We start from the raw sequence: 20,870 nt of genomic DNA, 5'->3' as shown, positions 1-20,870 counted from the left end.
ACCGGACGCCCGCTGGCCCGTCCGGGTGGGCTTGTCACGTGGCGAATAGAACGCGGCGCGCAACGCGTTCGTCCTGCTCATGCGAATTTTCAAAGGCAAGTACCTGAAGCTGAAGACTCCCGTGGCCAGCCTGGCCGCCAGCCTGCTCATGCTCGGTTCGACCGCTCACGCAGCGGGCCTGGGTTCCTTCATCCCGACGCCGAAGCTCCCCGGCGCTTCGGCGCCCAAGACGCCAACCGCCCCCTCGACGCCCGGTGCCTCGGCGGCGACCGGCAGCCTGCCTCCCATCGGGGTGCAGGCCGTCCCCGACACCCCCGTGGCCGCGCTGCCCTCGCACGCGGACCACGCCGGCATCGTCACGCCTTCGCCCCAGCCGGGCATCCAGGCGAACGCGCTGTCGCAGGCGTCCAAGAAGTCCTTCACCCGCGAGTGGGTGGTGAGTCCCTCGGGCAATGACGCGGGGGACGGCAGCGCCGCGAAGCCCCTGAAGACCATCACCAAGGCCGTCGGCCTGGCGGGCCCCGGCGAGGTCATCCGCGTGCAGGCCGGCATCTACGCCGAGCGTGTCATCATCGGCGCCAACGCGAAGGCGGGCACCGAGGGCGGCAAAATCACCCTCCAGGGCGAGGGCAGCCCGCGCATCATCCCCGGCGCCGGCAGCGGCGCCATGGTGCAGGTGCGTCAGCCGCACTGGGTCATCGACGGCTTCGAACTGGACGTGCAGCGTCAGCCCATCTTCGGCGTCACCTTCGAGGGCAACGTCGCCGGCTCCACGCTGGCGAATTCGGACCTGCACCACGGTGGTGGCGGCGCGGGCGTGACGACCTACAACAATGCCTCGGGCGCCATCATCGAGAACAACCACATCCACGACTTCCTGAAGACGACGGGCAACCAGGATTCGCACGGCGTCGTCGTGCAGCCCACGTCCAAGAACATCACCGTGCGCAACAATGACATCCACGCCAACTCGGGTGACTCCGTGCAGTGCCTCGGGCCCGAGGGCTTCAGTTCGCTGCCGCCCGCCAACGGGCTGCTGGTGGAGAACAACCACTTCTACGGCAACCGTGAGAACGCGGTGGACATCAAGACCTGCTACGGCGTGGTCATCCGCAACAACCGCATGCACCAGTTCCGCCCGACGAGCACCGCCAAGGGCGACGTGGTGGTGATTCACTACTCCGCCAACAACGTGATGGTGGAGGACAACGAAATCTACGACGGCGCCAAGGGCATCTCCGTCGGTGGGAATCACGAGGGCCCCGTGCCCTCCGGCATCGTCATCCGCCGCAATCGCGTGCACGACATCACCACGGCGGCGGGCGGCGAGGGGACGGGCATCCGCCTGGAGAACTCCAAGGGCACCGTGGTGGTGAACAACACCATCACCAAGGTGTCCACCGGCCTCGTCCTCGGCCACGGCACGGGCGGCGCCACCCAGTCTCCGGTGGTGCGCAACAACATCCTGGACGGCGCCATCTCCGTGGACATGGGTGCCCAGGCGCCGGGCATGAAGCTGGGCAACAACCTCTTCGCCGCCAGCGGTCAGTTCAAGAGCAACGGCGCGGTGGTGGGCGTGGAGCAGTTCAAGACCACGGCGGGGGATGCGTCGTCCGCCAGCGGCTCCGCGGACCTGGGCGAGGGCTTCGGTCCGGGCCTGCTCGCCGTGGACAAGGGCATCGACGTGGGGCTGCCGTACTGCGGCGGTGCGCCCGACATCGGCGCGGTCGAAATGGGCTGCTGACGCGCGGGCCCACGCCTGTCCGGCAGGCCACCAGGCTTGCCGGAAAAAAGAGAAGGCCCGATGCGGAGCGACTTCCGCATCGGGCCTTTTCTTTGTGAGGCGCCACCCGGATTCGAACCGGGGAATGAAGGTTTTGCAGACCTTTGCCTTACCACTTGGCTATGGCGCCAACGGCTTGGGGCCGGGTTTATACGCAGCCCGCCACCGCCCGGTCAAGGATTCAACGGAAGCGGTGGGCGAGGTGTACCGGTACGATTCGCGTCAAAGCGAGCCCGTGGGTGGGCTGCGCGCGCACGAACGGGCCGAGGGGTTTCAGATGCTGCATGGGCATGGGGTGTACGAGGAAGAGCACGAGGCCTTTCGCCGCACCGTCAGGGCGGTGGTGGAGAAGGAGATCCTCCCCCACGTCGCGGGTTGGGAGGAGGCGGAGGAGTTCCCCCGGGAGCTCTTCGCGCGCTTCGGGGAGCTGGGCTTCCTGGGCTTGAAGTACCCCGTCGAGTACGGGGGCACGGACGCTGGTTGCCACTACGAGGCGGTGCTGTTGGAGGAACTGGGGCGGTGTGGCTCGGGCGGCGTGTCGGCGGGCCTGGGAGCGCAGTTCACCATCGCCACCGGCCCGCTCCACCTGTTCGGCACGGAGGAGCAGAAGCGCCGCTGGCTGGCCCCGGCGATTCGGGGCGAGAAGATTGGCGCGCTGGGAATCACGGAGCCGGACGCCGGCTCGGACGTCGCGGGCCTGCGCACCACGGCCCGGCGCGATGGCGCGCACTACGTCGTGAATGGCTCCAAGACGTACATCACCAACGGCGTGCGCGCGGACTTCGTCGTCATGGCGGTGAAGACGGACCCCTCGGCGGGGCACAAGGGCCTGTCCATGCTGGTGGTGGAGAAGGACACGCCTGGCTTCACGGTGAGCCGCAAGCTGAAGAAGCTGGGGTGGCGGGCCTCGGACACCGCCGAGCTGTTCATGGAGGACTGCCTCATCCCCGTGGAGAACCTGCTGGGGGTGGAGAACCAGGGCTTCTCGCAGATCATGGGCAACTTCCAGTGGGAGCGGCTCTCGCTCGCGCTGGGCGCGTTGGGCGCCATGGAGGACATGCTGGAGCGCGTCGTCGAGCACGTGAAGTCGCGCCGCGCCTTTGGCCAGTCGCTCAGCCAGCTCCAGGTGGTGCGCCACAAACTGGCGGACCTGTTCACCGCCCGCGAGTGTGCCCGCCAGCTCACCTACCACGCGCTGCGGCTGCACGCGGCGGGCGAGTGGGCCGTCGCGCAGACCTCCATGGCGAAGAAGGTGGCCACCGAGACGGCATGCCGCGTCGCCGACGAGTGCCTCCAGCTCCACGGGGGCGCCGGCTACATGATGGAGTACGACATCCAGCGTCATTGGCGCGACGCCCGCCTGGGCCCCATCGGAGGCGGGGCCAGCGAGGTGATGAACGAGATCATCGCCAAGCAACTCGGGCTGTAGGGCCGCGGTCCGCGGGGGAGGAGCAGGCGACCAGGCGGGATGGAAGAGGCCCGCGGTGTCCCTGGTTGAGCCCCGAGAGCCCCCGCGGAGGTCCTCGTGGAGTCGAGCATCCTGTGTACCGAGCTGTACCTGCGCCTGGGCGATGATGAGATCCTCGTCATCGACTGTCGCGCCCCCACTGAATGGGAGCACCATGACCTGCACATCCCCGGCGCCTTGAGAATGTCCCCCTCGGAGGTGGCCAGGGATCACCGCATGCTCCCCGATGACGAGCTCATCGTCCTGTGTGGTGGCACGCACGACGGGTCCGATGTCAGCCGGGTCTGCCGGCTCTTGCGCATGCACGGGCGGGAGGCGGTGTGCCTCGACGGGGGACTCTCCGCTTGGATCCGAGGGGGCTACCCCACCGAGCGCCGTGGCCGTGCCCAGGTGGCGCTGCCCCGCTGAGGTTCGGTGGATGCGGTGCGTCGTCAAAGGGTGTATGGAGCGGCGGACTTCCTCCCTCGGAGAACCGTCCCCATGGCCAAGCTTCGTGCCGCCCTCGTTGGCGCCACCGGACTCGCGGGTCAGCAATTCATCGCGGCCCTCAGGAACCACCCGTTCATCGAGCTGACCGGCCTCGCCGCGTCGCCTCGTTCGGCGGGCAAATCCTACGGGGACGCCCTGCGCACGGCCAATGGCATGACGGCGTGGTTCGTCTCCGAGCCGCTGTCGCCCGAGGTCGCCCGCATGCAGGTCGTCAGCGGCGACGCGCTGCAGTCCAAGGACTACGACCTCGTCTTCTCCGCCGTGGAGGCGGACGTGGCGCGTGAGCTGGAGCCCCGGCTGGCGAAGGACATCCCCGTCTTCTCCGCCGCCAGCGCCTTCCGCTACGACGACGACGTCCCCCTGCTCATCCCCCCCGTCAACGCCGCTCACGCGCCGCTCGTGCGCGAGCAGCAGCGCAAGCGGGGCTGGAAGGGCTTCATCGTCCCCAGCCCCAACTGCACCACGACGGGCCTGGCCGTCACGCTGGCCCCGCTCGCAGAGCGCTTCGGGGTGAAGGCCGTGCTGATGACCAGCCTCCAGGCCATGTCCGGCGCCGGACGCTCTCCGGGCGTCATCGGCATGGACATCCTCGACAACGTCATCCCCTACATCCCCAAGGAGGAGCACAAGGTCGAGGTGGAGACGAAGAAGATCCTCGGGGCCCTGAACGCGAGCGGCGCGGCCCTCACCCCCCACGACGTCCGGGTGTCCTGCACCTGCACCCGCGTGGCGGTGCTGGAGGGGCATACCGAGTCCGTCTTCGTCTCGCTCGGCACCAAGGCCACGGTGGCGGAAGTCACCCAGGCGATGCGCGAGTGGCGCGGCGCCGAGGTGGCCAGGGATTTGCCGTCCTCGCCCGTCCGGTGGATTGAGGTGATGGACGACCCCTTCCGTCCTCAGCCGCGGCTGGACAGGGAGACCCATGGGGGCATGGCCACCACGGTCGGCCGGGTGCGCGAGGATGGTGTGCTGGAGAACGGCTTCAAGTACGTGCTCGTCTCCCACAACACCAAGATGGGGGCCGCGCGTGGGTCCATCCTCGTGGCGGAACAGCTGCGGGCCCAGGGGTTGCTCGGCTGACAGCGACACGCGTCGGACAGCGGTCACAAATTCAGGGTGCCATCCCTGGAACGAACCATTAGTCTGCGCGCCCACGGACGCGCTGAAGAAATCTAGAGGAGAGCTTTCATGGCCTACGTCGTCGCGGACCCTTGCATCAAGTGCAAGTACACTGACTGTGTCGAGGTCTGCCCGGTCAATTGTTTCTACGAGGGTGCGAACTTCCTGGTCATCCACCCCGACGAGTGCATCGACTGTGGCGCCTGCGAGCCCGTGTGCCCCACCAAGGCCATCTTCCCGGAGAGCGAGCTCCCCTCGAAGTGGTCCGAGTACAAGACGCTGAACGCGGACTTCTCCACCAAGTGGCCGAACATCGCGGAGAAGAAGTCGCCGCTGGGCGAGGCCGAGGAGTACAAGGAGAAGGACGGCAAGCGCGCCATGCTGGACACGAAGCCCGGCAAGTAGCCCGCTGGCGCCTGTCGCGCCCGTGCGTCTCATGGAGGCCCTCCCGCCCGCTGCTGGCGAGAGGGCCTTCGCCGTTTCGTGCCCGCTCATCCAGTGCGCAGTGAGTGGAGCTTCAGCCCGCGTGCCTCCAGGGCATCCCGCAGCCGGATGACCTGTTCGGTAGGCACCGGTCCGTGGTGTCCCTGGATGTGGAGCCTCACCTCACGAGGGCCCGTCCGCTCTACCTCCACGGTGGCGTCGAGTGTCCCCCGGACACTGAGGCTCAGCGCCGGACGCTGCGACTTCACGAAGACCTCGATGCGCTCGATGACCTCCATCGTGGAGTCGACGCGGGACGTCGGCGCGGCTTCGCTCCTCGCCGCGCCTCCAGTCGCCGGGCTCCGCCCCTCCGCGCCGATTCCCTCCACGGCCTTGGGCGTCCGAAGGGGCTCCTGTGGCGCGGCGGATGGCTCCGTGCCGAAGGGGCTGCTCGGAGGGGCGGGCGCGCGAGGCTCTCGAGAAAGCTCCCGCGAGAGGAGGTCCGTGAGGCGGTGCTCGGTGCGCTCCTGGCTCGCCGTCTGGGCTTCACCGCGCACGCTTCCCAGTCGGAAGGACTCGGCATGCATCGCCTGTCGCGTCACCGTGAGTCGCTCGGGCGTGGACAGCGCGCCTCGGGAGGTCGCGAGGAGGGTCGACGTGGTCCGTGCGGTGCCGGGCCCCACCGCGGCGGGTAGGGGGCGAAGCGTTGCGGGCCGCACGGGCCGGATGTCACGCGTGGCGGCGCTGGGCGTGGGGGGCGCGGGCCTCTTCGACGTGGCTTCCTGGAGGGCTCGCTGGAACCGCTCTCCGTCGGGGTGTTGCCGCGTCGGAGCGCTGCTTTCGGTACGGGCCTCGGTGTCGACCTTCATGTCATCCCTCGCAGGCATGGGCGCGAGGGACGAAGCAGTCGTCATGCCAGGGCTTCGACACCGTGGAGGCGCGTGTCGAAGGAGGACGTCACCATCCCGACGCTCGGAGGCGAGGCTCCGACGAGGGACGGCTCAGCGCCCCTTGCTGCCGAAGGCGCCGGGCTGGACGGGGGCGATGCCGGACAAGTCGTTGACGGCCAGGGGGCACGAGGCCAGGGCCATCGGCTCGACGAGGGTCCCTACGCGCGCCCAGTCCCGCTCCTGGAAGAGGAGCGCGTCGCGAATCTCGATCGCCGAAATGCCCTTCTTGTATTCCCAGAAGCGCCCGCGCACGAGCACGCGGTTGCCCTTGAGCAGCTTGTTGAGGTCGACGTACTGCTTGTCCTGGAGGATGGCGGTGATGTCCACGCGCTCGCGCTTGCGCGGCTTGCCGAACTGGAACTCGTAGGTGACCTGCGCGGGCGGCTCGGGCTCCACCCAGACGAGTCGAGCCACCATGCGCTCCGGCTCGGGCTCCTCGCCCTTCTTGAGCTTCTTCTTCTTGGGCTTCTCCAGCTTGACGTCCACCAGCTCCATGCCGCTGAACGCCAGCTCGTGGTCCAGGTAGTTGTCGCGGAACAGCGCCTCGGCGGTGGACATGGCCACCGAGTTGACGCGCTGGACCTCCTCCGCGTAGCGCTCGCGCAGCACGGGCAGGGTGAGCAGGAAGCTGTCCACGGGCTTCACTCCGTCGGCGAGGAAGCGCATCCGCGCCATGTCGATGGCGGGATAGAAGGGGACGAGTGACTCGGCGGTCTGGAGCCAGTCGGCGCTCAGCTTCTTGTCGATGAGCACCCGGCGCACCATGGCCACGAAGAAGCTGTTGCCCGGGAACCGGTCCGTCATCAGCTGCGTGCTCAGCGCCTGCACCAGCGCTGGGTCCAGCATGAAGTTCTCGTCGCGCTTGTGGAACTGGGTGCCCACCTCGCCCAGCATCGTGAGGAACGCGCCGACCAGCTGTGCGCAGTTCGCATCCGCGGTGCCCTGGTTGAGGGCCTGGTACAGGCGCGTGCGGGTGAAGCGCTTGTCCAGGGCCTCCTCGCGGAAGGTGGGGGCTTCACCGGTGCCGAAGAAGAACTCCGGCTGAGCGATGGCGGGGCCGGCGAGCAGGCCCAGGGCAAGTGCGAGCAGTCGGGCGATACGCATGAGGCCGCCAGCCTATCACCCCGAGGCCCCCGCGGAGAGGGGGCCTGGCGCGGGCTCCGAGGGGGCGATGGCGGCCCGCAGGACGAGGCCGGCGGCCACCAGCTCCAGCACCCCCGCCACGGCGAAGAGCCGGTGTCCCCCGAGCCAGTCGTACCCGGCTCCCGCCGACAGGTACCCCACCAGTCCGCCCAGTCCGAAGGTGAACGCGGCGAACAAGGCCTGGCCGGAAGCCCGCATCTCCGGGGGCACGCGCCGCGAGAGGAACGCCACGCTGCCCACGTAGAAGGCGCCGAACGTGAGGCCATGCAGGGGCGCGAGCAGCAGCATTCCCGTGGGAGACGACACCAGGGCCATGCCGCCCCAGCGCAGCGCGCTCATGGCGAAGGCGAAGGCCAGGACATTGCGCGGCGCGAGCCCTCCCGCCACGCGGGGGTAGAGCGCCATCACCGCGACTTCCGCGAGTACGCCCAGGCCCGCCACCGTTCCCACCACGGCGGGGGACAGGCCCAGGGCCATGACGTGGATGGAGAACGTCCCATGGAACGGCGCGCACGCCATCCAGTGCAGAGAGGTGGCGGCGAGCAGCCAGCGCAAGTCCTTGTGCCGCAGGAGCCGGAGCCCCGCGAAGGGGCTCAGTCCCCGGCTCGCGGCCGCGGTGTCGCGCAAGGTGAGGCTCCAGGGCACCAGCAAGGCGAGCAGCGCGAGCGGAGCCAGGACCACGGTCCGGTCCACGTCCGTGGCGAGCAGTCCGAAGAGGACGGACGAGGCGATGAAGCCCAGCGAGCCGAAGAGGCGCAGGTGCGAGAAGCTGTCGCCAGTGCGCGCGACGTGGTGGAGGGTGAGGGTGTCCATGAGCGGCGTGAAGGCGGACGCGAAGCACGCGTACAGCGCCATGGCGGGCACGAGCGTCTCGAAGGTGCGAGCGCTGGCCACCAGCCCGAAGGCGAGCGCCGCGCCGAGCGCCAGCACGGTGAGGACACGGGACGTACGGCCGGTGCGGTCGGCGAGGTGCCCCCACAGCGGCGGGACGAGCAGCGAGACGCAGGGGCTCAGGCACAGCAGGAGTCCCACCTGTGTCGCCGAGAGGGAGAGCGACTTGAACCAGGCGGGCAGGAACGGGAGGACGATGCCCACCGTGGCGAAGTAGAGGAAGTAGAAGCCCGCCAGCGGCAGACGGCTGGCGACAGGGCGGGGGCTCATGGACGGTTTGGACCTTGACATGGCCGGGTGCGTTTCCGCCTGTTGACCTCGCGTCCTTTTGTGTACCTTGCCCTCGACATGGCCAGTCCCACGGATACTTCCGCGCCCGTCTCCATCACTCAGATCAAGAGTGAGGCGGAGCTCTTTCAGGCGCTCGCCATCCGCGAGGTGGTGTTCATCGAGGAGCAGCACGTCCCCGAGGGCATCGAGCGGGATGCAGAAGACGCGCACGCCTACCACATCATCGCCAACCAGGGAGGCCACGCCATCGGCACGGGGCGGCTGGTGATGCTGCCTCAGCCTCCCTCGGCTGAGCAGGGCCTGTGGGGCCAGGTAGGGCGCATGGCGGTACTGCAGGCGCACCGCAAGGCGCGCGTGGGCTCGCTGCTGCTGACGTCGCTGGAGGAGGAAGCCCGGCGACGCGGCGTCCAGGGCATCATGCTGCACGCGCAGCTCTACGCCCTGGAGTTCTACAAGAAGCACGGCTACACCGAGATGGGCACCGTGTTCCTCGAGGGTGGCATCGACCACCTCGAGATGCGCAAGCGCTTCTAGTCAGCGGCGCGGAGGACGGGGCGCGGGCGGCTGCGCGTGCCTCGGGTCCTCCGGCCAGGAGTGGCGCGGGTACTTGCGGCCCAGCTCCTTGCGCAGCGCCGGGTAGTGCCGCTCCCAGAAACCCGCCAGGTCGGTCGTCACCTGAACGGCGCGCATGTTGGGCGCGAGCAGGTGCAGCACGAGCGGCACGCGGCCCGCGCACACGCTGGGCCCCTGGGCCAACCCGAAGAAGTCTTGCAGGCGTGACTCCACCCAGGGCGGCTTGCCCGGCTCGTAGTTCACCTTGACGCCGCGGCCACCGGGAAGCGTGACGCGCTCGGGGGCGTGGGTGGCGAGCAGCCGCTGTTGCTCGGAGTTGAGTCGCGCGTAGAGCGCGTCGATGAGGGACACGCCTTCCAGGTCCTTGAAGCTGCGCGCGTCCGAGCAGAGGGATGCGAGCGCGTCGCGCAGGAACGTGTCATCCACGGTGGGGAACTTCGCCTCCGGGAAGGCCTGGGCGAGCAGGGCCACGCGCGTGCGCCACTGTTGCAGGGCTTCGGGGTCGGCGAAGCGACCGGGGCCCGCGGCGAGCGCAGCTTCGACGAGCACCCGTGCCGTGGCTTCCGACGCGGGCGCGGGGGCGCGGGTCTCCTCGAGCATGAGATTGCCGTAGGAGAGGCGGGTGAGGCGCTCCACGCGGCGGGCCTCGGCGTTCCACTGGAGGGTGTCCACCTCTTCGAGGGTGTCCGGGTAGAGGTCCAGCAGCCACTCGGGTTCCACGGCGCTGGCCAGTCGCACCACGGCGCCCTTGCCCGGGCGCTCCTCGGCGTCCACGGCCACCATGAGGTCCGCGTCCTGCACGACGCTCAGCTCGGAGAGGGACGCGGTGCCGCCGCCGAAGAGCAGCAACTCGGGAGCGCGAGGCCGCCGCCTGCGCGCGACGCGGTCCGGGTAGCCCGCGAGGACGCTGAGCATGAGGGCCTGCTCGATGTCCTCCGCGCGGTGGGGCTTTTCTCCCTGGCCACGCACGGCGCGACGAAGCTGCTTCTGCACGCGGTCCACGGACTGCACCGCGCCTTGTTCGAGAGAGAGTGAGTGCAGCCGGCCGGAGGCGAATCCCGCGCGCTCGGCTTCTCGGAAGCGCTCCAGCAGTTCGAGCAGGTCCGAGGGGCCACTGACGACCGCGGCGGCGCGTCCACCTCCGCCCAGGTTGGCGCGAGCCTCGCGGCGGATGTCCCGCTCGCCCATGAGGGCCGCGAGCGTGGCGGCCTCGGCGCCGACGCCCCGGCGCTCGCCTTCGACGATGACGCGGGCCTGGCGGGGGTGGACGGGGAAGCGCAGCAGGCGTTGGCCCACGTCGGTGACGAGGCCCTTCGCGTCGACGGCGCCGAGTCGACGAAGCAGGGTCTCCGCCGCGTCGAGCGAGGCCGCGGGAGGAGGCTCGAAGAACGGGAAGGCGCCGAGGTCGACGACGCCGGAGGCGCGCAGGGAGAGCACGGTCTCCGCCAGGTCCATGCGGCGGATTTCGGGGGCCTCCTGCTCGGGGCGGCCGTCGAAGTCATGCTGGGTATAGAGGCGGATGCAGTGGCCGGCGCGGGTGCGGCCCGCGCGTCCGGCGCGCTGGATGGCGGAGGCGCGGCTCACCTTGGACAGCTTGAGGGTGGGCAGGCCGGACCAGGGTGAGTGGCTGGCGACGCGAGCCAGTCCCGTGTCGATGACCACGGAGACGCCGTCGATGGTGACGGACGTCTCCGCCACGTTGGTGGAGAGGATGATCTTCCGGCGCGGGCTCTTGCGAACGGCGCGGTCCTGTTCCGCGGGAGAGAGGTCGCCGTGGAGAGGGAGGACGTTGGTGTCGTGGCGCTCGGCGAACTCCGCGCAGGCGTCGCGAGTGCGGCGAATCTCCCCGGCGCCAGGGAGGAAGACGAGCACGTCGCCATCCACTCCGTTGGTGAACAGGCGCTTGATGGCGGAGAGGACCTGCAGGTCCAGGTGTCGGTCATCCGGAGCGGGGAGGTACTCCACGCTGACGTCGAAGCGCCGGCCCTGGGAGCGCAGGGAGGGACAACCTCCGAGGTACGCACGAACGGGTTCGGCCTCCAGGGTCGCGGACATGACGACGAGCTTGAGGTCGGGGCGACGAGTCTCTTGCAGTCGGCGAAGCAGCGCGAGGGAGATGTCGGCGGACAGGTGGCGCTCGTGGAACTCGTCGAGCACGACGATGCCCACGTCGCGAAGGGTGGGGTCGGACAGCAGGCGGCGTCCGAGCACTCCCTCGGTGACGAAGGACAGGCGTGTCTTGGCGCTGCGCACGTCCTCGAAGCGGACCTGGTAGCCGACGGTGTCGCCCACGCGCTCGCCGATCTCCTCGGACACACGCTGGGCGGCGAGTCGGGTGGGGAGGCGTCGCGGCTGGAGGACGACGATCTCCTTGCCTCCACCGAGCCCCGCTTCCAGCAATGCGCGAGGCACGCGCGTCGTCTTGCCCGCGCCGGGAGGTGCCTCGAGCACGAGCGAACGAGCACCGCGCAAGGTGGTGACGATGTCCGGAAGGAGCGGGTCGATGGGAAGGGCTGCGTCCGCCATGTCCGGGTTCCTCTAACGCGCGAGCCGAAGCTCGCTCAGGGGGTCTCGGTTCCCGCCGCGCCAGGCGTAGACGTCACGCCCTTCTTCTTGCGGACGGCGGGAGCCTGGGCACGCGAGGGGGCCGGAGCGGCCGAGTCATCCGACGAAGGGGGAGCGCCGGAATCGCGAGCGCGTCCGCGAGCAGGTTGCGCGCGTGAGCGCTCCGCCCCATTGGAGGAATCGCTGCCGGTTGGAGGCGAGCCAGCGTCGCGAGTGCGTCCGCGAGCAGGCTGCGCGCGCGGACCCTCTGCCGCGTTGGAGGTATCGGCGGCGGTCCGCCGAGGCGAGCCCGCGTCGCGAGCGCGTCCGCGAGGCGGTTGTGCGCGTAAGCCCTCTGTCTCGTTGGAAGCATCACCAGCGCTAGGAGGTGAGCCAGCGTCGCGAGTACGTCCGCGAGGCGGTTGTGCGCGTGACCCCTCTGCCGCGTTGGAGGTGTCGCTGGTGGTTGGAGGCGAGTCCTCATCGCGAGCACGGCGTCCTCGATCCACTTCTGAAGGGCCGGACGCTTCGCCCGACGTCGAGGCCGCCTCCGCGACGCGATTGCGTCCGCGACCCGAGCCGGGACGTGAGGTCTCCGCCGAGTTCGTGCTGCCATCGCCAGAGGAGGAAGCCTCTCCCGGCTCACGCTTGCGTCCACGAGGCGCCGATTCGCGAGGTTCCGCCGTCACGTTGCCGCGCTCATCCTCGCGGCTATGCGGCTCCTCGAACTCTTGAGGGGACGGAGCCGCTTCGCCCTGAGAATCGGAGGTGTCCTTGCCCACGGGCGCGTTGACGTGCGCCTCATGCTTGCGTCCGCGAGCGCCACCCTGGCCGGGTTCGGCGTCATCCACCGACGTCTCTGGCTCGCTCGTTGCCAGTTCCTCGGAGCCAGCAGCGTCAGTGCCGCCATCGTGAGGTCCGGCCGTTGCCGATTCCTTGCCATGCGCCACGCGAGCGTCGACCGCCTCCCCATCGAGAAGAGCACCCCTGTTCGACGCGTGCGGCGGACGGGTTGGCACCTCGTCATCGGAGGACGAACCGAGGGCGGCGACCTCCGCCAGTTCGGCCTCGGTGGGCTCCATGGAGTCCGAGGGCTCGAGGTCGAGCGCGCTCAGTCCGTCATCGGAAGGCGCCAGCCCACGACCTGCCTTGCGCTTGGGCTTGAGTCCGAGCGCCGCGGCTTCATGGACGCTGGGGACGGGGACGAGCGCGGCCTCGGAGAGCAGTCGCGCCTGTCGCAGCGCCACCTCGAGCTTGCGACCCAGGTTCACCAGCTCCTCGCGGAGCACGGCCTCCTGTTCGAGCGAGAGTGGCGCGGGCTCATGACTGGCGCGCCACGCGGCATGCGCGGCGGCGACCTGGTCCATCACGGGACGGACGAGCGCGAAGTCCTCGCGAGCGAAGATGCGCGACACGTAGGAGCTGCGGGTGCGCCGCTCGTAGGACGTGGCGTACTCGAAGACGACTTCTCGAGGCGCACGTCGGAGCTGGGCGAACTTGAGGTGGGGGAAGAGCGCCTCGATGACAGGCGCGCGGCTGCTGGCGGTGAAGGTGATGCCCGCGTGCAGCTTCTCCAGGGAATCGACCCAGAGGCCCTGTTGATGGAAGGCGTATTCCTCCCGGGCCTCGTCCAGCTCGGGCAGGTCCTTGACGCGGTCGACCACGCCAGCGGAGGGAGCGCGGGTGGTGCGCACCAGCTCCAGGGCGGTGGTCAGCCAGCTCTTCTCGGCCTCCAGGCCGGGGCGGCCGGCGAGCATCTCTCCCGCGGTCGCGATCCGACCCTCGAAGGCCTCGGCGAAGCGGATGAGCTCATAGGACTCGAGCGTGGATGACATGCGCGGGGCTCCTCGGAAGGGCGGCGGGAGATACCACAGCCCGGGCTCGGCTCCGAGCGCGGGCGGAAGGGTCAGCTTCCGCCGAGCAGCGTCGGAAGGGCTTCGCGGTGCGAGAAGTCCGGGAAGGCCGCATGGGCGCCGGCCTGCAAGAGGGCCTCGGCGGTGAAGGTCCCCGTGCCCACGCCGATGCACTCCGCGCCGATGCCGAGGGCCGCGTCGACGTCCTTGGGAGTATCCCCGATGATGACCACCCGGCACTGCTCGCGAGGGACGCCGAGCGTCGCCGCGCCGGCCTCGGCGCCTCGGCGGATCAGCTCCACGCGGTTCTCATGGTCGCAGCCGAAGCCGCCGAAGGCGAACTGGTCATGGATGCCCACGCGTTCCAGCTTCAGGCGCGCGCCGTCGCGGACGTTGCCGGTGCCCAGGCCCACTGCGAAACCACGACGACCGCGCGCGGCGAGGACGGCCTCGCGCATGCCGGGAAACACGCGGTAGCGCGCGTCTTCGACCTTCTGGATTTCGTCCGCGAGGTAGGCGAGGTAGGCGGCGATGCCGGCATCGATGGCGGCCTCGGTGTCCTCGACGCCGATGATGCGCAGGGCGGTGCGGACGATGCCCCGGTCCGTCATGCCGGACATATGGAACGAGTCGCAGGCATCGCGGCGACCGTGAAGCTGTTCGAAGGCGCGGTCCATGGCCCGGCGTCCCGCGCCGCCGGTGGTGACGAGGGTGCCATCGATATCGAACAGGAGGACCGTGGGGCGCATGGTCCCCATCTAACGGAAGGCCAGGGCCGACGCGAGCCCCGAGTCACGTCGAGAGCGCTCAGGGCTCCGCGAGGCTGAGTCCTCGCTGGAGTGCTTCGCGCACGAGGGGGCGTTCCTCCAGGGGGATGCGTTCCTCGAGTGCCTGACGGGCCTGCTGTCCGCCCAGTCGCCCGAGCGCCAGGGCCACGGCCTCCCGGACGGGGTCCTCACGGTCCACCAGTCGCGCCGCGAGGGGACGGATGGCCTCGGTGCCCAGGCAGCGAGCCAGGGCTCCCGCGGCGCTGGCGCGGACGTCAGCGGGAGCGCGCGGATCCTCCAGGACTCCCTGGATGGCAGGCGCGCCTTGGGGGTCGAGGAGAGCCAGTGACGCCATGGCCCGCTCGCGACGCGACGCGGGAACCGCGCCGTCCACCACGAGCGAGCGAAGGACGGGAACCGCCTGTGGCCCGAGCCGCCGCCACTGCTCCTCTCGAAGCGGCCCCTGGGAGGCATCCAGCAACGTCAGTACCTGCTCCCGCAGGTCAACCGGTGGGACCGGGGCGGGAGCGGAAGGGGTGGACGAGGGTGATTCGCCCGAGCCGTGCGAGTACGCGAGCGCGGTGCTCCCTGAGCTCGCGAGCAGTCCCGCTCCGAGCAGGAGATGCCACCACTGCCGGCCCCGTGAGGGGAGGGGAGCGTAGGGATGGCGAGGTGGCGGCGAGGTCGGTGTTGTCATGGGGGCGCCTCGAGCAGGGGAACGTCCTGGGTTATACGCCGGTTGCCCGCTCCGACTCGAACCCCGCTATGGTGCCGCGTTGATGGCCGGACGCGTCTTCTTCTTTCTGCAGCACGCCACGTACGAGCCGGCTTTTCAGGCGAGCTCCATGGGCATCACCGCCGTGGCGATGGGCGACGAGGTCTACTTCGTCTTCGCCTTCGACGCGCTCCGCTCCTGGGTGGGTGGAACTTTCGGTCAGCCCGAAAGCGAGCGGGAGCGTGAAGAGCACGCGCGAGGGGAATCCCTGGGCGTGACTCCTCCGCTGAAGATGCTGGAGGAGGCGAGGGCGCTGGGCGCGAAGCTGATCGCCTGCGACACGACGGTGCGCCTGTGCGGCTTCGATCCCGAGTCACTCCAGGGCCCCCTGGACGAGGTGATGGGCCTCGCCTCGCTGTGGCGGCTGACGCAAGGGGCGCGCACGCTGACGCTCTAGGTGATCCGCCCGGTGGAGGAGCCAGGCAGGCGCCAATGTCGTCCACGCCACACCGGGTGTGTGCCTGCCGAGCGGGGCCCATCGGCTCCTGCTGTAACCTCGCAGTATGGGTTGAACCTGATGCACCCTGTCTTTTGAGGCTGTAGCCTCCGAGGGGAGTCACGCGTTACTCTTCCCCCAAGCCGTCCCCTGAAGAGCCCGGCCGCGCGGAGCTCCGCGTCCCCCCATGAGAAGCAGAAGGAATTCATCACCTATGCGCGCCAAGTTGCCCCTCCTGAGCGCTCTCGTCTTCGGCGCCCTCTCGGGTGTCGTCGCCGCGGGTTGTCAGTCCTACGACTTCGAGCCGGTGGAGCCGCTCGCCATCGCGCAGACGACGGTCGAGGAGACCATCACCGCGCTGTCGAGCAAGCCCAACATCATGATGTTGGTGGACGTCTCCGGTTCGATGACGCTCCCGGTGGATACGACGCGGCCGTCCTGCCAGGTGCCGGATCGCGGCACTGGCCCGCTGACGCTGTGTGGCAACACCAACCCGTGCCCCACGGCGACTTGCCCCACGCGGTGGTCGGAGCTGCAGGCGGCCGTGCCCCAGTTCCTCGCGAACAGCGGTCCCTATGTCCGCTTCGCGCTCACGACCTATCCCCAGGCCACGGAGACCTCCTCGAGCATCGAGTCCTGCACCAGTGCCTCCTCGAACTCGGTCCGCAAGGACTTGCCGATCGTCGAGGACGATGCCTCGCTGCTGGCGCACGCCAACTCCATCAACGACATCATCCAGGGCATCCCCAACAGCGGCACCGGCAGGCCCTTCGGTGGAACACCGACCAGTGGAAGCCTGAACTTCATCGGGCAGATACCCGCCTTGCAGGTCAAGGACCGCAAGAACTTCGTCATCCTCCTGACGGACGGTCTTCCCAACTGCAACGCTGAGAATGAGTACTCCGGCGTTGAGCAGCCCGCGCTCTGCAAGTGCACCGTCGCTGGCAATAGCGCCTGCGGCACGAGCGGCGCGGCCTTTGAACGTCGTGGCTGCCTCGACACCAACGCCTCCGTGCAGGCCGTGCAGGCGCTGAAGGCCCAGGAAATCACGACCATCGTCATCGGCTTCGGCGCCGAGACGGCGTCTGGTGATGGCCCGGTGGTGCTCCAGTCCATGGCGGCGGCGGGTGGTTTCGCCCGCTCCTGCGCGGATGACGCGACGGCCTGTGGTGCCAACGACACGTGCATCGCGGCGACGGGCCTGTGCGGTCGTGCCTTCTACCAGGCGGGCAACCAGACGGAGCTGGCCGAGGCGCTGGAGCGCATCAGCAAGGAAGTCATCAACCCGGAGCCTTGCCTGATTCCGCTGAAGGGCCCGCAGCGTCCCTCGGACCCGAAGCTGGTCGTCGTCTACATCGAGGGTGAGCGCACCCTGGCGGGTGATGGGACCTGGGCCCTGACGGACGACGGCGTGCTCTTCAACGGCGCGGCGTGCGAGCGCATCAAGAACTCCCGTCCGGAAGCGCCCATCAGCATCGAGATTCGCGCCATCCGTCAACGCTAGGCAGGCGGCCGGGGGCGGCTTTACCCGGGAGGGTGCGGGGATTATAGGTCCCCTCGCCTCCGGCCCGGTCGTCGTCCCCTGCCCATGAAAGTCACCCTCCTCTCGCGGTCCGCTTCCATTCCCTCCACTCGGCGTCTTGTCGAGGCGGGCCGCGCGCGGGGGCACAAGATGCGCGTGCTCAACCCGCTCCGGGTGCAGATGCATCTGGACGGGGGCAGCGCCACCCTCTACTACGACCGCAAGAAGCTGGCGCCCACGGACGTCGTCCTGCCGCGCATCGCCCAGTCCATCAACATGTATGGGCTCGCGGTGGTGAACCAGTTCGCGCTGGGCGGGGTGCCACTCGTCAACCACGCCCAGGCCATCGCCCAGTCGCGCAGCAAGATGCGCTCGCTGCAGTTGCTGTCCGCACACGGCATCGACATTCCCGCCACGGTGATGGCGCGGGATGCCGCCCACTTGAAGGAGATGGTGGGGCTGGTGGGCGGGGTGCCCGTGCTGGTGAAGCTGCTTCAGGGGCAGGAGAACCACGGAGTGATGGTCTGCGAGAGCCTCCAGTCCCTGGAGGCCGCGCTCGAGGCGGTGCTCGGCCTGGGCCACAACCTGGTGATGCAGGAGTACGTGAAGAGCACGAGCCAGGACGTGCGCGTGCTCGTCGTCGGGGGCAAGGCGGTGGCCGCGGTGCGCCGCAGGCCTCGTCCCGGTCGGCTCGCCCACACGCTCATCAAGGGGGCTCGGCTGGAGGCGATGGAGCTGTCCCCTGGTCAGCGCGCCACGGCTGAGAAGGCCACGCGACTGGTGGGGCTGGAAGTGGCGGCCGTGGACCTGCTGGACATCCAGGGGCAGTTGAAGGTCTTCGAGGTGAACAGCTCCCCCGCGTTGCCGGAGATGGAGGCTGTCACTGGCATGGACCTGGCCACGCCCATCATCATCCGCGCCGAGGAACTGGTCGCGGGCGCGGAGCCGGTGTCCATGCCAGACCTCCTGCCGCCCCGAGGTATTCCCGCGCCGGGCCTGCCTTCCTCCCCTGCGCCGCGCAGGAAGAAGTCGAGTCGCACGCCCACGAGCGGAGCAGGGGGCGCGTGAAGAGAAAGCGGGTGACCGACGTCGCAGGCATGATAGGCAGCACCCGCTCTCAGGAGACCCGCCATGTCGCACATCCGAAGCCTCACCTCCGTCGCCGCCTTGCTGGTGGCCTGCGTCTGGTCGGCCCCGGCGTCCGCCGATGAAGTGGACCCCGCCAGCCTCTATGACGTGTCCACGGATGGCTCCTCCACCCAGGTCAAGACGGGTGAGAAGGGCATGTTCGTGCTCTCGGTGAAGACGAAGCCCGGCGCGCATGTCTCCGAAGAGGCCCCGCTGAAGCTCGAGGTGAAGGGCACCCAGGTCGCCGTCTCGAAGGAGAAGCTGGGGCGCGAGGACTCCGTCGCGAAGAAGGCCGCGGGCCAGGAGTTCGCGGACCCCCGCTTCGAGGTTCCGTTCTCCGCCACGGCCGCGGGCAAGGGCACGGTGGACGCGAAGCTCGTCTTCTTCATCTGCACGGAGAAGATCTGCGCCCGCCAGCAGAAGACGTTCTCCGTTCCCGTCGAGGTCCTCTAGTTCCCATGCGTGAGCGTCCCCCCAAGGGTGGTCGAGGCGAGCGCGATGGCGGGGACTCCGCGGCGCGTCACGTCTATGGCGTCAATCCGGTCCTCGAGGCCCTCAGGGCCAAGCCGGAAGAAGTGGAGCGGCTGTTCATCGTGGAGGGGCAACTGGCCGCCAAGGCGGCGGGCGAGCTGCTCAGCCGCGCCCGGGACGCTGGAGTCCGCGTGGAGAAGGTGTCGCGCGAGCGCCTCGCCGCCATGGCCGACGGCGGCGTCCACCAGGGCGTGGTGCTCGAGCTGCGGGGCTTCAAGTACTCGGAGCTGGAGGACATCATCGACGCGGCCGAGGCCAGCAAGAGGCCTCCCCTGGTGGTGGTGCTCGACGGCATCCAGGACCCGCACAACCTGGGCGCCATCATCCGCTCGGCCAACGCGCTGGGCGCGCATGGAGTCGTCATCGCCAAGGACCGCGCCGTGCAAGTCACGGGAACGGTGGCGAAGGCGTCCGCGGGAGCGGTGGAGCACTGCCTCATCGCCCGCGTGGTGAACATCTCCCGCGCGCTGGAGCAGCTGAAGGAGGCGGGGCTCTGGGTGGCGGCGGCGGACGTGGACGCGACCGAGCCCATGTGGAGCGCCCGACTGGACGGGCCTCTGGCCCTGGTGGTGGGGGCCGAGGGGGCGGGCGTGAGGGAGGGAGTCCTCAAGCACTGCGACCACCGCCTGCGGATTCCGATGGCGGGTCAGGTCGGTTCACTCAATGCGTCCGTTTCGGCCGGCATTCTGCTATACGAGGTCGCCCGGCAGCGGGGGAGCGCCTCCCGTTAGTCGGCCATCATCTGGGATCAATCCCCTTGACTTGGATGGTGGGGACTTCTAAAAGGGCGCGCCTCGCACATCGGAGTCGGGTGGTTGACGGGTTCGGTGCAGGTGGGGTAGGGCGGTAGGCAGCAGCCGATGAGTGCCGGTGTAGCTCAGTCGGTAGAGCAACTGATTTGTAATCAGTAGGTCGCGGGTTCAAGTCCCGCCGCCGGCCAAGCAGGACGGGGGCCGCGGATGAGGGCCCGAGACGAGCAGTATGGGGAGCAGTACGCAGTTGGCAGCAAAAAATGCGGAGGGATACCCAAGCGGCCAAAGGGAGCAGACTGTAAATCTGCCGGCTCTACGCCTTCGATGGTTCGAATCCATCTCCCTCCACTCGGCAACGCGGGAATAGCTCAGTTGGTAGAGCGTCAGCCTTCCAAGCTGAATGTCGTGGGTTCGAATCCCATTTCCCGCTCCAAACGTTGTAGTTCATAGCATCGCCAAGCCCTGATAGCTCAGTTGGCAGAGCGCATCCTTGGTAAGGATGAGGTCACCAGTTCAATCCTGGTTCAGGGCTCCATTTTTTAGAGGAGTGTCATGGCCAAGGAGAAGTTCGAGCGTAACAAGCCCCACGTGAACATCGGCACGATCGGACACGTGGACCACGGCAAGACGTCGCTGACGGCGGCCATCACGAAGGTGCTGGCCAAGACCGGCGGCGCCACGTTCCTGGCGTACGACCAGATCGACAAGGCGCCGGAAGAGCGTGAGCGCGGCATCACCATCTCCACGGCGCACGTGGAGTACCAGACGAAGAACCGCCACTACGCTCACGTGGATTGCCCGGGTCACGCCGACTACGTGAAGAACATGATCACGGGCGCGGCGCAGATGGACGGCGCGATTCTCGTCGTCTCGGCCGCGGACGGCCCGATGCCCCAGACGCGTGAGCACATCCTGCTGGCGCGCCAGGTCGGTGTTCCGTACATCGTGGTCTTCCTGAACAAGGTCGACCTGCTGGACGACCCCGAGCTGCGCGAGCTCGTCGAGATGGAAGTTCGCGACCTGCTCAAGAAGTACGACTTCCCGGGCGACTCGATTCCCATCGTCCCTGGCTCCGCCATGAAGGCGCTCGAGGGTGACACGAGCGAAGTCGGCGAGGGCGCCATCCTGAAGCTGATGGAGGCGGTGGACAGCTACATCCCGACGCCGCAGCGCGCGACGGACAAGCCCTTCCTGATGCCGGTGGAAGACGTGTTCTCCATCGCCGGCCGTGGAACGGTGGCGACGGGTCGCGTCGAGCGCGGCATCATCAAGGTCGGCGAGGAAGTCGAAGTCGTCGGTCTGCGCGACACGCAGAAGACCGTCGTCACGGGCGTGGAGATGTTCCGCAAGCTGCTGGACGAGGGCCGGGCGGGAGACAACATCGGCGCGCTGGTGCGTGGTCTGAAGCGCGAGGACATGGAGCGCGGGCAGG

Annotated in this window: 19 protein-coding genes and 5 tRNA genes; 16 read left to right on the top strand and 8 right to left on the bottom strand. The window is 68.9% G+C overall.

Annotated elements, in window-relative coordinates; all coding sequences use genetic code 11:
- Positions 1 to 79: 79 nt before the first annotated feature.
- Positions 80 to 1,744 (top strand): right-handed parallel beta-helix repeat-containing protein, encoded by a 1,665-nt coding sequence (locus tag G4D83_RS15550; RefSeq protein WP_163865538.1) that lies wholly within the window; start codon positions 80 to 82, stop codon positions 1,742 to 1,744.
- A gap of 97 nt (positions 1,745 to 1,841) precedes the next feature.
- Here the strand turns inward: G4D83_RS15550 and G4D83_RS15545 are convergent.
- Positions 1,842 to 1,913: transfer RNA gene (locus tag G4D83_RS15545), tRNA-Cys, on the bottom strand.
- A 147-nt stretch (positions 1,914 to 2,060) separates the two neighbouring features.
- Between G4D83_RS15545 and G4D83_RS15540 the strand changes: the two genes are divergently transcribed.
- The 4 genes from G4D83_RS15540 (at position 2,061) to fdxA (ending at position 5,264) form a co-directional block, all read left to right on the top strand.
- Entirely contained in the window at positions 2,061 to 3,212 is a 1,152-nt protein-coding gene (locus G4D83_RS15540; RefSeq protein WP_163865537.1) for an acyl-CoA dehydrogenase family protein, read from the top strand.
- A gap of 96 nt (positions 3,213 to 3,308) precedes the next feature.
- A complete protein-coding gene (locus G4D83_RS15535; RefSeq protein ID WP_163865536.1) occupies positions 3,309 to 3,659 on the top strand; it encodes a rhodanese-like domain-containing protein in 351 nt (116 codons plus the stop codon).
- Positions 3,660 to 3,731: 72 nt separating this feature from the next.
- Positions 3,732 to 4,820, top strand: coding sequence for an aspartate-semialdehyde dehydrogenase (asd, locus tag G4D83_RS15530; RefSeq protein WP_163865535.1), 1,089 nt, complete (start codon positions 3,732 to 3,734; stop codon positions 4,818 to 4,820).
- A gap of 108 nt (positions 4,821 to 4,928) precedes the next feature.
- Entirely contained in the window at positions 4,929 to 5,264 is a 336-nt protein-coding gene (gene fdxA / locus G4D83_RS15525; protein WP_163865534.1) for a ferredoxin FdxA, read from the top strand.
- Positions 5,265 to 5,350: 86 nt separating this feature from the next.
- Here the strand turns inward: fdxA and G4D83_RS15520 are convergent, their stop codons facing one another.
- The 3 genes from G4D83_RS15520 to G4D83_RS15510 all read right to left on the bottom strand — a co-directional run bounded on the left by G4D83_RS15520 (position 5,351) and on the right by G4D83_RS15510 (position 8,536).
- Complete coding sequence (locus G4D83_RS15520) at positions 5,351 to 6,151, bottom strand: hypothetical protein (RefSeq protein WP_163865533.1); 801 nt, start codon at positions 6,149 to 6,151, stop codon at positions 5,351 to 5,353.
- Between the two features lie 132 nt (positions 6,152 to 6,283).
- On the bottom strand, positions 6,284 to 7,336 hold the full coding sequence (locus tag G4D83_RS15515) for a hypothetical protein (RefSeq protein ID WP_163865532.1): 1,053 nt from the start codon (positions 7,334 to 7,336) through the stop codon (positions 6,284 to 6,286).
- A 15-nt stretch (positions 7,337 to 7,351) separates the two neighbouring features.
- The gene (locus G4D83_RS15510; protein ID WP_163865531.1) at positions 7,352 to 8,536 is read right to left on the bottom strand and encodes an MFS transporter; all 1,185 of its coding nucleotides are present in this window, start codon (positions 8,534 to 8,536) and stop codon (positions 7,352 to 7,354) included.
- A gap of 78 nt (positions 8,537 to 8,614) precedes the next feature.
- On the opposite strand from G4D83_RS15510, the gene G4D83_RS15505 reads away from it, so the two are divergent.
- A complete protein-coding gene (locus G4D83_RS15505; protein ID WP_163865530.1) occupies positions 8,615 to 9,091 on the top strand; it encodes a GNAT family N-acetyltransferase in 477 nt (158 codons plus the stop codon).
- Here G4D83_RS15505 and hrpB read toward each other — a convergent pair whose 3' ends face one another.
- From hrpB to G4D83_RS15485, 4 genes are all read right to left on the bottom strand, one after another.
- A complete protein-coding gene (gene hrpB, locus G4D83_RS15500; protein WP_163865529.1) occupies positions 9,092 to 11,656 on the bottom strand; it encodes an ATP-dependent helicase HrpB in 2,565 nt (854 codons plus the stop codon).
- A 35-nt stretch (positions 11,657 to 11,691) separates the two neighbouring features.
- Complete coding sequence (locus G4D83_RS15495) at positions 11,692 to 13,509, bottom strand: hypothetical protein (protein ID WP_163865528.1); 1,818 nt, start codon at positions 13,507 to 13,509, stop codon at positions 11,692 to 11,694.
- Between the two features lie 71 nt (positions 13,510 to 13,580).
- Positions 13,581 to 14,285, bottom strand: coding sequence for an HAD family hydrolase (locus G4D83_RS15490; protein WP_163865527.1), 705 nt, complete (start codon positions 14,283 to 14,285; stop codon positions 13,581 to 13,583).
- Between the two features lie 49 nt (positions 14,286 to 14,334).
- Positions 14,335 to 14,991, bottom strand: a complete 657-nt coding sequence (locus G4D83_RS15485) for a HEAT repeat domain-containing protein (RefSeq protein WP_163865526.1) — start codon at positions 14,989 to 14,991, stop codon at positions 14,335 to 14,337.
- Between the two features lie 82 nt (positions 14,992 to 15,073).
- Between G4D83_RS15485 and G4D83_RS15480 the strand changes: the two genes are divergently transcribed.
- From G4D83_RS15480 to tuf, 10 genes are all read left to right on the top strand, one after another.
- Positions 15,074 to 15,466, top strand: a complete 393-nt coding sequence (locus G4D83_RS15480) for a hypothetical protein (RefSeq protein ID WP_163865525.1) — start codon at positions 15,074 to 15,076, stop codon at positions 15,464 to 15,466.
- Positions 15,467 to 15,719: 253 nt separating this feature from the next.
- A complete protein-coding gene (cglB, locus tag G4D83_RS15475) occupies positions 15,720 to 17,009 on the top strand; it encodes an adventurous gliding motility lipoprotein CglB (RefSeq protein WP_163865524.1) in 1,290 nt (429 codons plus the stop codon).
- A gap of 84 nt (positions 17,010 to 17,093) precedes the next feature.
- Positions 17,094 to 18,095 carry an ATP-grasp domain-containing protein gene (locus G4D83_RS15470; protein WP_163865523.1) on the top strand — a complete coding sequence of 334 codons (1,002 nt, stop codon included), beginning with the start codon at positions 17,094 to 17,096 and terminating at the stop codon, positions 18,093 to 18,095.
- Between the two features lie 63 nt (positions 18,096 to 18,158).
- Positions 18,159 to 18,608 carry a hypothetical protein gene (locus G4D83_RS15465; protein ID WP_163865522.1) on the top strand — a complete coding sequence of 150 codons (450 nt, stop codon included), beginning with the start codon at positions 18,159 to 18,161 and terminating at the stop codon, positions 18,606 to 18,608.
- A 5-nt stretch (positions 18,609 to 18,613) separates the two neighbouring features.
- Complete coding sequence (rlmB, locus tag G4D83_RS15460; RefSeq protein WP_163865521.1) at positions 18,614 to 19,417, top strand: 23S rRNA (guanosine(2251)-2'-O)-methyltransferase RlmB; 804 nt, start codon at positions 18,614 to 18,616, stop codon at positions 19,415 to 19,417.
- Positions 19,418 to 19,552: 135 nt separating this feature from the next.
- Positions 19,553 to 19,625: transfer RNA gene (locus G4D83_RS15455), tRNA-Thr, on the top strand.
- Positions 19,626 to 19,702: 77 nt separating this feature from the next.
- Positions 19,703 to 19,786: transfer RNA gene (locus G4D83_RS15450), tRNA-Tyr, on the top strand.
- Between the two features lie 9 nt (positions 19,787 to 19,795).
- Positions 19,796 to 19,871, top strand: a tRNA-Gly gene (locus G4D83_RS15445).
- A gap of 26 nt (positions 19,872 to 19,897) precedes the next feature.
- Positions 19,898 to 19,973, top strand: a tRNA-Thr gene (locus G4D83_RS15440).
- A gap of 17 nt (positions 19,974 to 19,990) precedes the next feature.
- Positions 19,991 to 20,870: elongation factor Tu (gene tuf / locus G4D83_RS15435; RefSeq protein ID WP_163865520.1), on the top strand; the 880-nt coding region annotated here is incomplete at its 3' end.

Source organism: Myxococcus eversor (genome assembly GCF_010894455.1).
GTDB lineage: Bacteria > Myxococcota > Myxococcia > Myxococcales > Myxococcaceae > Myxococcus > Myxococcus eversor.
The sequence above is the reverse complement of the archived record's forward strand: the minus strand, read 5'-3'. Positions and strand labels throughout refer to the sequence as shown.